At 63.1% G+C, this 15181-nt stretch carries 8 protein-coding genes; 4 read left to right on the top strand and 4 right to left on the bottom strand.

The features are described from left to right. Positions 1–107: 107 nt before the first annotated feature. Genes ACZYR5_RS13110 through ACZYR5_RS13100 form a run of 3 tightly spaced genes read left to right on the top strand, consistent with a single transcriptional unit; the run spans position 108 to position 5586 of the window. Entirely contained in the window at positions 108–1352 is a 1245-nt protein-coding gene (locus ACZYR5_RS13110; protein WP_489092872.1) for an exonuclease SbcCD subunit D C-terminal domain-containing protein, read from the top strand. Next, complete coding sequence (locus ACZYR5_RS13105; protein WP_489092871.1) at positions 1349–4990, top strand: AAA family ATPase; 3642 nt, start codon at positions 1349–1351, stop codon at positions 4988–4990. Before ACZYR5_RS13110 ends, ACZYR5_RS13105 begins: the two co-directional genes overlap by 4 nt. Beyond that, a complete protein-coding gene (locus tag ACZYR5_RS13100) occupies positions 4987–5586 on the top strand; it encodes a glutathione S-transferase (protein ID WP_489092870.1) in 600 nt (199 codons plus the stop codon). The genes ACZYR5_RS13105 and ACZYR5_RS13100 overlap by 4 nt, the downstream gene beginning before the upstream one ends. A 333-nt stretch (positions 5587–5919) precedes the next feature. Here the strand turns inward: ACZYR5_RS13100 and ACZYR5_RS13095 are convergent, their stop codons facing one another. From ACZYR5_RS13095 to ACZYR5_RS13085, 3 genes are all read right to left on the bottom strand, one after another. After that, complete coding sequence (locus ACZYR5_RS13095) at positions 5920–6099, bottom strand: hypothetical protein (RefSeq protein WP_489092869.1); 180 nt, start codon at positions 6097–6099, stop codon at positions 5920–5922. 157 nt (positions 6100–6256) lie between these two features. Continuing rightward, positions 6257–7426 (bottom strand): lactonase family protein, encoded by a 1170-nt coding sequence (locus tag ACZYR5_RS13090; protein WP_489092868.1) that lies wholly within the window; start codon positions 7424–7426, stop codon positions 6257–6259. Beyond that, a complete protein-coding gene (locus tag ACZYR5_RS13085; protein WP_489092873.1) occupies positions 7419–7715 on the bottom strand; it encodes a DUF5629 family protein in 297 nt (98 codons plus the stop codon). The genes ACZYR5_RS13090 and ACZYR5_RS13085 overlap by 8 nt, the downstream gene beginning before the upstream one ends. A 168-nt stretch (positions 7716–7883) precedes the next feature. On the opposite strand from ACZYR5_RS13085, the gene ACZYR5_RS13080 reads away from it, so the two are divergent. Continuing rightward, positions 7884–12707 carry a dermonecrotic toxin domain-containing protein gene (locus ACZYR5_RS13080; RefSeq protein WP_489092867.1) on the top strand — a complete coding sequence of 1608 codons (4824 nt, stop codon included), beginning with the start codon at positions 7884–7886 and terminating at the stop codon, positions 12705–12707. 71 nt (positions 12708–12778) lie between these two features. Here ACZYR5_RS13080 and ACZYR5_RS13075 read toward each other — a convergent pair whose 3' ends face one another. Beyond that, a complete protein-coding gene (locus ACZYR5_RS13075; RefSeq protein ID WP_489092866.1) occupies positions 12779–15154 on the bottom strand; it encodes an efflux RND transporter permease subunit in 2376 nt (791 codons plus the stop codon). Between the last annotated feature and the right edge of the window lie 27 nt (positions 15155–15181).

The following is a 15181-nucleotide window of genomic DNA, read 5'->3' as shown; positions in this document are numbered from 1 at the left end:
GCTCGCTCCTACAGGGATTTGAGGTGGATGCAGACATTGTGATCGACCACAAGCCCACAAAGGCTGCCCATACAGCGCACCCATTCATCAATTCAACGGAGTCCGCCTTGCGTCTGTTTCACACCTCCGACTGGCACCTGGGGCAAAACCTCCACGGCCAGGAACGCGACTTTGAACACGGTTGTTTCCTCGATTGGCTGCTGCGTCAACTGGCGCAGGAAAAACCTGACGTCCTGCTGATCGCCGGCGATATCTTCGACACGGTCAATCCGCCGGTCAAAGCCCAGGAACGGCTCTACGATTTCATCGTCAGCGCCCACGAGCAACAGCCGCTGCTGACCATCGTGATGATCTCCGGCAATCACGACTCCGGGTCGCGGATCGAATTGCCCGCGCCGCTGATGCGCCGCTTGCGTGCCCACGCGCTGGGCCGCGTGCTGTGGCTCGATGACGGGCAACTGGATGCCGAACGCCTGCTGATCCCCCTGCCCGATGATTCGGGGGCAATTGCTGCCTGGTGCCTGGCCCTGCCCTTCCTGCGTCCTGCCGAAGTCACCGGCGCCCATCTGGGTGACAACTACCTGCGCGGCATCGGCCAGGTCCACGAATGGCTGATCGAGGCGGCCAACGCCAAACGCCAGCCGGGCCAGGCGCTGATCGCCATCAGCCATGCGCACATGGCCGGCGGCTCGGTGTCCGAGGATTCCGAACGCAGCCTGATCATCGGCAACGCCGAGGCCCTGCCCGCCAGCCTGTTCGGCCCGAGCATCAGCTACGTTGCCCTCGGCCATCTGCACAAGCCGCAGAAGGTCAACGGCGAAGAACGCATCCGTTATTGCGGCTCGCCGATTCCGCTGTCGTTTTCCGAAATCGGCTATCAGCACCAGATCCTCGATGTGCGCCTCGACGGCGAGACCCTGGTCAGTGTCGAACCGCGGCTGATCCCGCGCGCAGTCAATCTGCAACGCATGGGCCCGGCGCCGCTCAGTGATATCCTCGGACAGCTTGCGGAGCTGCCGGACATCGACCTGCTGGCCGACGTCCAGCGTCAGCCCTGGCTGGAGGTGCGAGTGCGCCTCGACGAGCCGCAACCGGACCTGCGCCAGCAAATCGAGACCGCCCTGCAAGGCAAGGCCGTGCGCCTGGTGCGTATTGCCGCCGAGTACGCCGGCAGCGGCAGCCGCGATGGCAGCGACGACAACAGCCAACTGATTGAGTTGGACCAGCTCACGCCCCACGAACTGTTCAGCCGTGCCTGGCAGGACAGCTACGGCAGCGCTGTCGACGAGCAGACCCTCAAGGACTTCGCACAACTGCTGCAGGACGTGCAACAGGAGAGCGAACAGCCATGAAAATCCTCGCCATCCGCCTGAAGAACCTCGCCTCCCTGGCCGGGCCATTTGAAATCGACTTTACCCGCGAGCCGCTGGCGAGCTCCGGCCTGTTCGCCATCACCGGGCCCACCGGCGCCGGCAAAAGCACCCTGCTCGACGCGCTGTGCCTGGCGCTGTTCGGCGCCGTGCCGCGGCTGAACAACACCGGACGTGACGCCAAGGTGCCCGACGCCGACGGCGAAATAGCCACCGGCGACCCACGTACCCTGCTGCGTCGCGGTACCGGCGAAGGCTTCGCCGAAGTCGATTTCCTCGGCATCGACGGTCGTCGCTATCGCGCCCGCTGGGAAGCCAACCGCGCCCGGGAAAAAGCCAACGGCAAACTGCAAGCTAGTCGCCAGAGCCTGCGCGACCTCGACACCGATCAACTGCTGGCCAGCCAGAAAGGCGAATACAAGAGCCAGCTCGAAGCGGTGCTGGGACTCAACTTCGAGCAATTCACCCGCGCGGTGATGCTCGCCCAGAGCGAGTTCAGCGCCTTCCTCAAGGCCGACGACAACGACCGCAGCGAGCTGTTGGAAAAACTCACTGACACTGCGCTCTACACCCGCCTGGGCAAGCGCGCGTTCGACAAGAGCAAGGAAACCCGCGAAGCCCACAAGCTGCTGCAGGACCAGGCCAGCGGCATTACCCCGCTGGCGGCCGAGGCCCGTGCCGAGCTCGACCAACGTCTGACTGACGCCCAGCAACAGTTGCAGGACGGCCAGGCGCAACTCAAACAGCTCGAGCTGCAACACAGCTGGCTCAAGGAGCTGCAGCAGATCCAGGCGCTGCACCGGGCTGCCGGCGAACAGCTGCAACACGCTCAACAGGCGGTCGACGCCCAGGCCGCCGACCGCCTGAACCTCAAGCGTTTGGAGCACCTGGCACCGCAACGGCATCAGTTTGCCCGGCAGGCCGAGCTCTCTGCGCAACTGAGCCCGTTGGCTGCACAGATCCACGAGCACAGCGCCCAACAGAGCACGCTCCAGACGCGTCAGGGCGAACTCGAACGGGTCCTGGCCAGCGCCAGGACAACGCTGCACCAGGCTCAGGAGCAACACAGCAGCAGTGCCCCGCGGCTGCGCCAGGCATTTGCCGAGCAAGCCAACCTGCAGCGGCTGGGCGAGGCAATCAATACCGCATCCGAACACAAGCACGGCGCCGAACAGGCCAGCCTCGAGGGCCAACAGGCCATTGCGCACATGCTCGAACGGCAACAGCACGCCGCCGAGCAACTGGCGAGCATCGCCAGCCAGTTGGAGCACAGCCAACACCTGGCGCCGGTCCGCGAGGCCTGGCGCCTGCACCGCGAGCGCCTGCAGCAGCTGATGCTGGTGGGCAATCGGCTGAAACAGGGCGAGGCCGAACTGCTTGCCCTGCAACAGCGTGCCAGCGACAGCGCCACTCACCTGGAGCAACAACGCCAGCAACTGGCGGTGCTCTACAGCGAGGCCGATGTCGAGCCGGCGGCGGTCGCCGAGCAGGTGCAGATCCTCGGCAGCCTGCTTCAGGACAACCGCAAGCAACTGCGGGCGATAGAAGAGTTGAGTCGGCTCTGGGCCAGTCAGCAGCAACTGCACAGCCGCGGCCAGGCGCTGCAGGAACGCCTGAACAGCGTGCATGGCGAGCGCGAACGCCTGACCCGTGAGGGCGTGCAGGCCAAGGCCGAGTTGACCCTGGCCGAACAGGCCCTGCAGGTCACCCGGGAACTGCTGGAGCGCCAGCGCCTGGCCCGCAGTGCCAGCGTCGAAGAACTGCGCGCACAGTTGCAGGACGATCAGCCTTGCCCGGTGTGTGGCAGTGCCGAACATCCCTATCATCAACCCGAAGCCTTGCTGCAGAGTCTCGGCCGGCATGATGAAAGTGAGCAGGCCAACGCCCAGCAGGCCGTCGATCAACTGAAGGAAAAACTCGGCGAGTTGCGTGCCGAAGTCGGTGGCCTGATCGCCCAGCAGAAAGAACTGTTGCAGCAACAGGAACAGCTCGCCGTCCAGCAACAGGGCCTGACCCCGGAGCTCGAAGCCCATCCGCTGGCTGCCCAACTGTTCGCTCAGGACGAGGCGCGTCGCGAGGCCTGGCTGAGCCAGCAGAACCAGCAATTGCAGCAGCGCATCGCCCAGGACGAACAACGCCAGAGCGCCCTGCTCACCGTGCAGCAGGAGGCTGCACGCCTCAGCCAGGCCCTGCAGAGTGCCGAACAGGCCAGCCAGCAGGCGACGCAACAACTGAGTTTGCAGCAGCAGGAACTGGGCAACGACCGCCAACGCCTGGAAGACGAACTCGCGGCCTTTGCCAGCCTGCTGCCCGCCGAAATCATGGTAGGGCTGCGCCAGGAACCGGCCGCGACCTTTATGCAGCTCGATCAGCAGGTCAGCCAGCGCCTGGAGCAATTGGCGCAACAACGCGAGGAGCTGGAAGAGCAGCAGCAGCGCCAACTCAACCTGGACAAAGAACAGGAACGGCAATTGCACCGCAGCCAGCAATTGCACGCCGCGCAGCAACAGCACCAGGCGCTTGCCGAACAACAGCAGGCCACCCGGGATACCCTGGGTGCGTTGCTGGGCGAACAACCGAGTGCCGAACAGTGGCAGCAGCATCTGGAGCAGGCGGTGGAACAGGCGCGTCAGGCGCAAGGCCAGGCCGAACAGCAATTGCACGAGGTTGCCCGTCAGCTGATTCAGCTGGCCGCCGAACTCAAGGCCGCGCAGCAACGCCAACAGAGCCTGGAGGCCGAAAGCACCGAGCTGGACACGCGCATCGCCGCCTGGCGGGCCGAGCACCCGCAATTGGACGACGGTGGCCTGGAGCAGTTGCTGGGCTACAGCGACGAGCAGGTCAGCCAGCTGCGCCAGCAACTTCAGTTGAGTGAGTCGGCCATCGAACAGGCCAGGGTCTTGCTGCAGGAGCGTGAACAACGCTTGCTTGATCACCAGGCGCAACAGACCGATGCACTCGATGCCGAGCAACTGGCCGGTGCCCTGGCCGCGCTGCAGCACGACAACGCCCAGCGCGAACAGCACTGCGCCGAACTGCGCGCGCAACAAGCCGAAGACCAGCGCCGCCAGGACGCCAATCAGGCCCTGGCCCAGCGCATCGAGGCGGCTTACAACGAGTGGCAGCGCTGGGCGCGGCTCAACGCGCTGATCGGATCGGCCACCGGCGATACGTTCCGCAAGATCGCCCAGGCCTACAACCTCGACCTGCTGGTGCATCACGCCAACGCCCAACTGCGCCAACTGGTGCGCCGCTACCGGCTCAAGCGCGGCGGCAGCATGCTCGGTTTGCTGGTGATGGACACCGAGATGGGTGACGAACTGCGCTCGGTGCATTCACTGTCCGGCGGCGAGACCTTCCTGGTGTCGCTGGCACTGGCGTTGGGGCTGGCGTCGATGGCCTCGAGCACGCTGAAAATCGAATCGCTGTTTATCGACGAAGGCTTCGGCAGCCTCGACCCAGAATCCCTGCAACTGGCCATGGACGCCCTCGATGGCCTGCAGGCGCAGGGGCGCAAGGTCGGGGTGATCTCCCATGTACAGGAAATGCATGAGCGAATTCCGGTGCAGATCCAGGTCCGCCGTCAGGGCAATGGCCTGAGCACCCTGGAGGTGAAATGAACACCCTGTATTCGTTCCGCCGCTGCCCCTACGCCATGCGCGCCCGCCTCGCCTTGCGCTACAGCGGGGTGGCAGTCGAAATCATCGAAGTCAGCCTCAAGGCCAAGCCCGCCGCCATGCTCGCCCTGTCGCCCAAGGGCACGGTGCCGGTGTTGAGCGTTGACGGGCGGGTGCTGGAGGAAAGCCTGGACATCATGCGCTGGGCCTTGCAGCAGCACGATCCACAAGACTGGCTGCTCAAGGACAACCCGGATGCACACCCCTTGATGGCGGCACTGATCGAGGAAAACGACCAGTCGTTCAAGCTGCTGCTCAATCGCTACAAATACGCCGAGCGTTATCCCGAACAGCCGATGGAACACTACCGCGCCGAGGGCGAGGTGTTTTTGCGCAAGCTCGATGAATTACTGCAGCGCCAGGATTATCTCCTGGCCGCCCACCCGAGCCTGGCTGACATGGCCCTGCTGCCCTTCATCCGCCAATTCGCCCACGTCGACCGCGACTGGTTCGCGCAGACGCCGTATCGGCATGTGCAGGCCTGGTTGGAGGGGTTGTTGCAGTCGGGGTTGTTTGCGGCGGTGATGGTCAAGCAGTAGGGCAAATCAATTGTAGGAGCGAGCTTGCTCGCGAAGGCGGTGTGTCATTCAACAGTGATGTTGAAGGCACTGGCCTCTTCGCTAGCAAGCTAGCTCCTACAGGGTTTATGGTCGGTCACGAGATCTGCGGTAACTGCAACCCCCTGTAGGAGCGAGCTTGCTCGCGAAGGCGGTGTGTCATCCAACAGTGATGTTGAAGGCACTGGCCTCTTCGCTAGCAAGCTAGCTCCTACAGGGTTTATGGTCGGTCACGAGATCTGCGGTAACTGCAACCCCCTGTAGGAGCGAGCTTGCTCGCGAAGAGGCCATCAGCAACACAGCCGAAATCTGCCCTCAATGCTGCCCCTTGTGATCCAGCGCCGCATAAAAATTGGCACTCTGCTGCAGATACTTCTGGGTGTAGCTCTGGGTCGCGGATTTTTTCGAGTTGATTTCGACGCTGGCACCGGCTGGCAGGACCACGCTGGCGGAGATGGCGGAAGCGGCGATCACGGAGAAGAGATTGAAATTCATGGCGGTAACCCTCGTATGCAGTTGGCTTGCTTGCCTGTGTAGGCCGTGAAGCAAAACTACGCCCGAGGCGTGGGGCGCTTGAAATCTTTTGTAGCAGTAGCCGTTATCACTCTGATTAATACAAGGGTGCAGGCCCCGTTATCCGGGGCCTGCCGTCTTATTGAGGGCTCAGGAACTTGATGTCGCTGGGGGCATCGAACGGCAGTTTCTGCACGGTCTTGCCCAGCAGACCGGTCTGCCGGTCACGCTCGATGACCACGATCTGGTTGCTCTTCTGGTTGGCCACCAGCACGAATTTTTCGCTCGGATCGAGACTGAACTCACGCGGATGATCGCCCTCCACCGAACGCCGTTGCAGCTCTTTCAGCTCACCACTGAGCGGATCGATGGCGAACACCAACAGCTCATTGGCGCTGCCACGGTTGCTGACGTAGAGGAACTTGCCGTCCCTGGAAGCATGCAACGCGGCAGCGGCCTTGTTGGCTGCCGGCTGCCCGGCGGCCAGGTCCACCCGTTGCCGCTGGGTCAGTTGCCCCGCCTGGTAGTCGAACACCGCCACCTGCGCACTCATCTCCATGCTCAGGTAGGCGTGCTTGCCATCGGCGCCGAACAGCAAGTGCCGCGGCCCACTGCCGGGCGGCAGTTGCACCGAGGCCGGGGTCGCCGCGCTCAGCGGATGCTCCGGGTTGGCCTTGGGCTCGTAGCGATAGACAAACACCCGGTCGGCCCCCAGGTCGTTGGCAAACACGTACTGGCCGTCGGGTGAGGACACCGTCGAATGCACATGCGCCGACATCTGCCGTTCGGGATTGACCCGGCTCGCCGGATGGCTGCTCAGTTGCACCGGTGGCGATAGCCGGCCCTCGGCATCGACCGGCAACACCGCGAGGCTGCCGCCCGGATCTTCAGCCACCGAATAGTTGCTGACGAACAGGTAGCGTCCATCCGCGCTCAGGCTCGAATGGGTTGGTTCGTTGCCCAGGCTCTGCACCTGATTCACCGGGCTCAATTGCCGGGTCCTGGGGTCGATGGCGAAGCTGCTGACCCGTCCTACCACATCGCGCTGCCCCGGGCCATTTTCATTGACCGCGAACAGCCAGCGCTGATCCGCCGACAAGGTCAGCCACGAGGGGTTGGCGCTCTGGATCACCTGCAACGGCGTGGTGTCGAGCTGGCCCGTCTGGCTGTCGAAGCTGAGGCGATAAATGCCCTGGCTGCTGCCCTGGGTATAGCTGCCGATCAACAGCTGATGGCTGTCACTTGCGGCTACCGGCCCGCTCATCGTGCCGACGCCTGCGGCCATCAACAAAGGCCAGAGCTTAGGCATCCGCATGCTCGTCGTCCTCATCATTGCTGCCGCTGAACGCGCTCAGGCACACCAGGCGATGCTCGCCGGCATCGCTGGAAAGGGTCCAGCTTTGCAGGGTGGTGTCGAATACAGCCGCCTCGACCTGGGCCGGGCTGAACGCCCAGCGCTTGTTGGCGCGACCGTCCATGCACTCGATGAGCAGGTTATCGTCCTCGTCCAATGAAAAATCGAAAGCGTGCAGGCCGTCGATCTCCAGCATGTCGCAGGTTTCCAGGGCGTTGAGCAGGGTGTCGGTTACAGCAGTCATGGCGATCAATCTGTGCATGGGAAAGCGCCCATCATACCCCATTGCAGGCTCGGCCAAGGCCGGCACGTTTGGCCAGAACCAGGGCGGTAGCGTGCTATCGCACCGAGGCTGGGTACGGGCTGCATGCTGGCAACCCACCCACGTTTTTGCCGCAGAAAGGAATCCGCCATGCAAAACCCCTCCACCGAGGCACCCGCCCAGGCAGTCGCCCGGCGCTTCGCGAGCCGCCCGACCCTGCGCCAGGTCGTCGCGCACGTGCTGCAAGCCAGTATCCTCGAGCAATACCCGACCCTGCCGGTCAACCTGGAAGTCACCCAGCTGGCCATCCCCAACCAGACCGGTGGCTGGGATTTGCGAATGCTGCTCGACGTTGCCCTGGACTTTCTCGCCAACGACACCCGCCTCGATCTCACCGAAGAGATCGACGCTCGCCCGTACTTTCTCAGCAACCAGCCTCCTTCACGCCTGTACTACGAAGCGCAGGGCCCAAGGCGACCGGCGATGGCGGTGATCCAGGAGCAGATCCTGGCCCTGGCTGAAACCCTCGGCACGCATTTGCAGAACGTGTTGAGCGACTTCTGGAACCAGCAGGACGAACGCGGCTGCAGCCACTGGCAATGGCTCGGCGATCTGTTGGCCAGTGGCCTGAGCAGCGCCGCCAGCCTGCTGCCGACGGAGCAGGCCGGCGCCAGGGACGCGCTGTATGAGCTGGCGCGCCACCCCGATCGCCGCCAGCGCGAGGCCGTGCCCTACCCCGACGGTTTCGTGCATGCCTGGTGCCTGGAAACCCGCTTGGTCGGCGGCGGGCAAAGCGGCTCGTTGCTCAGTCCGGACCTGCTGCTGGTCCAGGCTGATCGGGTGTTTTTGTACCGCGCCTCCGGACGCCTGGAGACCTATACCGACCTACCAGCCTTCAATGAGGCCTGGGGCCGCGAAGTGGCGCGCCAGTTCGTCAGCGAGACCATCAGCATCGATCGCGCGGAGCCGGACGGCAATATCTTCGATAGCCAGGCCGCCTTGCTGCTGGAGCGCCAGTTGCAAAGTCTCGAGGCCTTGCGCTTTCCAGCACAGCTGGGCGTAGCCGCCCTCGAGCAACGCGTCGCCGCCTGCACCGACCCGAGCCCGTTTTTCAGCCATGCGCCTGCCCCCGCGACGCCTGTCGTCGACACCCTCCCGTCGGCCCTGCCGCAATGGCTCAAGGACGCGAGCGACAGCCAGCGTGTCGAATACCGCCGCTTGCTGGTGGAGCAAGCGCGGCTGCAACGGCTGACCGCGGGCAAATCGTTCCTCGAGGGCATCGACAACCTGCAGGCCTTCACCCTTGATACGTTGCGCACGCAGTTACGCCTCGATCACCCCGAGGTCGCAAATCAGCCACAGGATCTGTTGCTCAACTTCCATGTGCCGGCCGGCGATCTGGGCAGCAGTTTCATCACCCGCGTGCCGATGCCATTGAGCGAACTGGCGATCCGCAACCTCAGCGCTGTGCCCACGCGCAACATGACCGTCACCGACAACAGCGGCAACGCCGTACCAGACTGGCTCAACGCCGACTACATCCTCGGTGAACCGGGGCTGTTCAGCAGCACCGAGGGCCTGATCAGCCGGGTCGACATTGGCCAGCGTTACCCGCTGCGGATCAAGGCCCTGTTGCTCGACGACGCCAACGAAGCAGCCCGCCGCGCTGGCCTGTTTGGCCAGGCGCTCAAGGTCCAGTTGCCGCTGCAGGCGCTGGAGCAGGCAATTCGCGGCGAGCACGGCCTGAGCTTCCTCGGTTACCGTTATGTCAACGCGGTGCTGCACAGCCAGGCGCCGGAGCGCGTGGTCGACGGCGAGGACATCGTGATCCGCCCGCTGGCCTTCATCCGCACACCCGGGGCGCACGCAGACGTGGTCGACAATATGTTCATCATCGAACCCCGTGACACCGCCCTTGGTCCGCACATCCTCTATCGTCCCGTCTATCAGGACGCCCTGCTGCAATTCGCCAGCCGCGAGGCCTTGTTCCAGGCCATTGCCCAAGCCGGCGCCCTGCAGGACAGTGTGCTGAGCTGGCTACCGGACAAGGCCCGGCCGATCTACGACCATGATGGTTTCAACAGCCCGCATCTCCTGCGATTCCTGCCTGGGGACGACAGCGTCCGCTGGGAAAAACCGCAGCCGGCCCGATTGGCCCAGGATGCCAGCGACCCGGCGTCGCCAGGTTCGCTGGCCGAGGCCCTGGCCAGCGGCAACCTGACCGGGTACCTCTACACCTGCAACGCCCGGGCGCTGGTCGACCTCGCCGACCGCGAAACGGTGTCCAACGCCGAGAGCCGCTGGGCGATTGTCCGCGAGGGCGGCTGGCTGCTGTTCAACGCGATCCTCATGCCGCTGCTCAGTGGTCCGGCGATGCTTGCCGGATGGATGCTGCAACTGGCCGTCAGCCTCAATAACGATATGGCAGCCCTGTACAGTGATGACCCCACCGCCAGGGAGCTGGCCTGGGTCGACCTGTTGCTCAATATCGGCCTGGTGCTGATGCACTTCTCTTCTCGCGGCCATCCCGCCCTGCCCACGCCCGACTCGATAGAGCCGCCGCTGCACCTCGCGGCCCTGCGTCGCGCTACCGAGGAAGCTGCGGGCGCCAGTGTCACCATCGAACCAGGGACCACCGGCTTGCCCGCTTCGCCGCCAGCCGGCGATAACACCCAGGTCGATTTCATTCACTCGACCGCCCGGGATTCATCCAACAGGCGCCTGCTCAATGCCTTGCTCGAATTGAAGGTCGACTGGCCCGTGCCGGTGCCCGAGCCGGTGGAAATCGGCATGTTCAAGGGGCTGTACCGTTTCGACAATCAATGGCATGGGTCGGTGGCCGGCCTGTTGTTCAAGGTCAGCGTCGATGCCGGGACCGGCGAGGTGCACATCGTTCACCCGCAAAAACCCCGCCACCCCGGGTTTCAGCTCAAGAACGACGGCCAGGGCCGCTGGACGCTTGACCGGGGCTTGAAGCTGCGCGGTGGCGGGCCGAAAAATCGCCTGAAGAGCAAGCTGGCGGAAATAGAAAAGAAGCGCCAACTGGCCAGTGACGAGATCAATCGAATCGGCGTGAACGCCTCGCAGTTGATCCGAGAAGCCAAGGATCTGGACCAGCAACTGAGCGTCGCCCAGGCAGCCTACGAACAAAACCACAACGACCTCGGCATTGCCCGCGAGCGCCTGCGGGCATCACCCGAGGAGCGCCAACTGATTGCCGACCAGCGGCTCAAGGTGCTTGCGCGATCGCGCAGCCGGCTGGCTGTCCAGGTGCTGCAGGAGCGTGAGGAGATCGTCATCGATCAGTTGATCCAGGCCCGGCGTGACCTGATCGAAGCCTTCCGACAGCTCAAGGACGTCGATGTGCGTTTCGACTTCGAGGGCATGGCGACGGACGAATATCACAAGATTCTCGGCGCCCGTGTACTGCGGATCCATCGGTTGTCGGACCTGTACCTGGCCAGCTTCATCTCCGAACATGGCGAGCCGCTGATCGAGATGCAACACAAGATCAGCGACGTCGAAAGCTCGCAACGCATGTATGACCTGCTGGAAATCCATTTTGCCGCCTCCGAGCGCTACACAGGCGCGATGATCGCCTTCGATGACGTCCTGGCGGAGCTGGCGCGGAACTTCAAGACCGGGCCGGCAGCCCGCCTCAAATTCCTCAGGGACAACCCCCGTACCCGGTTCTACAATCGCGACACCGCAACCCTCGAATCGCTCGACGTGCTCAACACCCTGAGCATCGACTTCTACGGCGACGCCGCTACACCGCAGGAGCAGTTTTTCCTCAAGGCCTACGAGGAGCGGCGGGACAACATGGTGGCGTTTGAGAACTCCCACCTCGACCTGATGAGCACCGATGGTTTTACCCCGCAAGAGCGCAAGGACGTCCTGGGCAATGTACTCAAACACTATGAAGGGCGACTGGAACTCAACCGTCTGCTGCAGGACCTGCAGTCGCCGCTGGTCCGCCAGCCCTTCATGGACTTGTTGATGACTCGCCTGGAAACCGCGCGCGGCAGCGCCGAAGCCGAGCTTGCCGATCTGTTGCGCGAGGATGAGTTCCTGCCGCCTTTGCCGGTCACCCTGAAACCGGTGAAAGTGCCTTCAAGCACCAAACGCGTGTTCAAGTCGCGGGACAACGGCGCCCTGGTCGGCGACCTGCAGCCGGCGGATGCCGATACGCCGTTTGCGACACTGGTCACCCGCAATCCGGTGACGCTGCAAGTCAGTGGACGTTACATCGAGCATCCCAATGAAGGCTGGGTGAGGATTGTCGACGCCGAACCGGTACGGCCTGCTCCAGCCGTGAAACCGCGCAGTTTTGCGACATTGCGTGCAGAAGGCCAGCGACTGACGGCGCAAATCCCGGCCATCGAGCGCTCGATCGAGTTTCAGAAAAAGAAACTCGCCGACCCGCACCGCCGTGATCAACTCAACCCCCGCGACTGGAACGATATGCTGGAGTTCCAGGCCCGGCAGCTGGAAACCCTGGCCAGCGAACTGGAACACGCCCATCCCGACCATCCACAACTGGCCAGCGAACTGCAGGTACTGCGCGACAGCGCCGCGCAAACCCGCCTCAAGGGCCAGCAAGCCTGCATCGAGGGCTACAAGGCGCAGCGCCCGCGCCAGGACAACATCGAGTACCTGGTGCAGCATCAGGCGGTGGACATTGGCCTGATCCAGGCGCTCAAGCGCACGGCGGCCAAGGACTATCTGACGGAGTTCGCCATTCGCGAGAAGAACTCGGTGAAGGTCCTGTGGTACGCGCACTTTCACTACGACCAGGCGACGTCCTCCACCTACAGCGTGGCCCACCTCAAACGCCCTGAACATCGCTTCATGATTTTCAAGGACCTGATTGCCCAGGCCGGAGCGGACAACACAGTAATCGTGCGCGACCTCTACAGCCCCATCACCGCACCTGGGGATCAGCGCCTGTTCCTGAACCTGCTGCCGGGTTGATCGCCCTACCTGAAACGCCGAAAGCCGCGCCTGTTGAAGGGCGCGGCTTTCGTTTTCAGTACAACCGAGGATCAGTGGGCGAACAGCGAGTTACCCTTCTGCCCCGCCAGTTTCTCCGGCTTGATCAGGAAGCGTGCCAGTGCCGGCAGCAGCCACAGGGCACCGAACATGTTCCACAACAGCATGAAGGTCAGCATCAGGCCCATGTCGGCCTGGAACTTGATGGCCGAGAAGATCCAGGTGCACACGCCGATGGCCAGGCACAGGCCGGTGAACAGCACGGCTTTACCGGTGGATTTGAGCGTCTCGTAATACGCCTCTTGTAGCGGCAAGCCGGCACGCAGGAAGCTTTCCAGGCGGCTGTAGATGTAGATGCCGTAGTCCACGCCAATCCCCACCCCGAGCGCCACCACCGGCAAGGTCGCGACCTTGACGCCGATGCCCATGAAGGCCATCAGGGCGTTGCCCAGCACCGAGGTCAGCACCAGCGGCAGGACGATGCACAGGGTCGCCGCCCACGAGCGGAAGGTGATCATGCACATGGTCGCGACGCAGATGTAGACCAGGATAAGAATCGTCAGCTCCGACTCCTTGATCACCTCGTTGGTCGCCGCCTCGATCCCGGCGTTACCCGCTGCCAGGATGAACTCCAGGCCGTCCTTGTTGTTCTCCCTGGCGAACTCCTGCACCGCATGCACCGCGCGGTCGAGGGTTTCGGCCTTGTGGTCGTTGAGGAACACCAGCACCGGCGCCAGCGAGCAGCTGTTGTTATACAGACCGTCAGCACGGGCGATGGAGTTGTTCAGCACGTCCGGGTTGCGCGACAGGGTCTCCCATTTCAGGTTGCCCTCGTTCATGCCCTTGATCATCTGCTTGGACACGGTCACCAGGGAAATCGCCGACTGCACGCCCTCGGTGTTCTGCATCTTCCACATCAGCTCATCGATCGGCGCCATGGCTTCGTAGCGCGAGCAGCCTTCGGCCTTGGTCTTGACCATCACCACCAGCACGTCGGAACTGGTGGAGTAGTTGCTGATGATGAAGTTGTTGTCCTGGTTGTAGCGCGAGTCCGGACGCAGTTCCGGCGCGCCCTGGTCGAGGTCGCCGATCTTCAGGTTCTTGCTGTACCACAGGCCGCCACCGAAGGCGACCAGGGCAATCAGGATCGACACCGGGGCGACTTTCGAGCTGGCGAAGTTCGACAGCAGGCGCCAGAACGGATGCTCGCGGGTCGCGTCCTTCTTGCTGCGGGCGATCGCGCGCTTGCTGATGCCGACATAGGAAATCGCCACCGGCAACAGGATCAGGTTGGTGAACACGATCACCGCCACGCCGATCGAGGCGCCGATGGCCAGCTCGCGAATCACCCCGATGTCGATGATCAGCAAGGTGATGAAGCCCACGGCGTCGGCGAGAATCGCGATCATCCCCGGCAGGAACAACTGGCGGAAGGTGCGCCGGGCGGCAGTCAGGGCGTTGTCGGCCTCACCGGATTGCAGGGCGATGCCGTTGATTTTCTGCACACCGTGGGAAATACCGATGGCGAAGATCAGGAACGGCACCAGCATCGAGTACGGGTCAAGACCGAAGCCGAACGCATGCATCAAACCCAGTTGCCAGATCACCGCCACCAGGGTGGTGATCAACACCGCCACTGTGCTGCGCACGCAGTTGGTGAACCACAGCAGCAGAATCAGGGTGATGACGAAGGCCACGCCGAAGAACAGCACGACCATGATCAGGCCATCGATCAGGTCACCGACTTTCTTGGCGAAACCGACGATGTGGATCTTGATGTTGGGGTTCTGTTTTTCGAACTTGTCGCGGATCTTTTCTTCAAGTTCGTGGGAGAACTTCTGGTAGTCCAGGGCCAGCAGCTTGCCTTGGTCCTGCGGGTCCGGGTAGGACTCCAGCAGCGGGATATCGACGATGCTCGACTTGAAATCGTTGGCCACCAGGCGCCCGACCTGCCCCGACTTGAGCACGTTGTTGCGCAGCAGTTCGAGGCTGTCGGCCGAACCGTTGTAGCTCTGCGGGATCACTTCACCCCCGGCAAAACCCTCCTCGGTCACTTCGGTCCAGCGCACGCTCGGACTCCACAGCGACTTCAGCCCCGAACGATCGACGCCGGAGATGTAGAACACCTCGTCGTTGATCTGGCGCAGGGTCTCCATGTACTCCTTGGAGAAGATGTCGCCGTTGGTGGCTTCCACCGAAATCCGCACGGTGTTGCCCAGGTTGGCCAGGTCGTTGCGGTGCTCCATCATTTTTTCAATGAAGGGATGCTCCAGCGGGATCATCTTTTCAAAGCTGGTGGAGGGGCGAATCAGCGTCGCCTGCCAGAACAGGAAAATGCTCACTAGCAGGCAGATCACGATGACTGCCGGGCGGTTGTTGAATATCAGGCGTTCGAGAAAGGTCGCCTTGTCTTGGTGGTGGCTGCTCATGGATGTCATATCTCCGCCTTCTTATTA

The sequence above is a fragment of the Pseudomonas sp. F007 genome (assembly GCF_057814275.1).
This window is presented reverse-complemented; position numbering and strand designations above follow the sequence as displayed.

Bases quoted from the DNA above. Each gene is read 5' to 3' on its own strand.
- ACZYR5_RS13105 (WP_489092871.1), top strand. From the start codon at position 1,349: ATGAAAATCCTCGCCATCCGCCTGAAGAACCTCGCCTCCCTGGCCGGG.
- ACZYR5_RS13100 (WP_489092870.1), top strand. From the start codon at position 4,987: ATGAACACCCTGTATTCGTTCCGCCGCTGCCCCTACGCCATGCGCGCC.
- ACZYR5_RS13095 (WP_489092869.1), bottom strand. From the start codon at position 6,099: ATGAATTTCAATCTCTTCTCCGTGATCGCCGCTTCCGCCATCTCCGCC.
- ACZYR5_RS13090 (WP_489092868.1), bottom strand. From the start codon at position 7,426: ATGCCTAAGCTCTGGCCTTTGTTGATGGCCGCAGGCGTCGGCACGATG.
- ACZYR5_RS13085 (WP_489092873.1), bottom strand. From the start codon at position 7,715: ATGACTGCTGTAACCGACACCCTGCTCAACGCCCTGGAAACCTGCGAC.
- ACZYR5_RS13080 (WP_489092867.1), top strand. From the start codon at position 7,884: ATGCAAAACCCCTCCACCGAGGCACCCGCCCAGGCAGTCGCCCGGCGC.
- ACZYR5_RS13075 (WP_489092866.1), bottom strand. From the start codon at position 15,154: ATGAGCAGCCACCACCAAGACAAGGCGACCTTTCTCGAACGCCTGATA.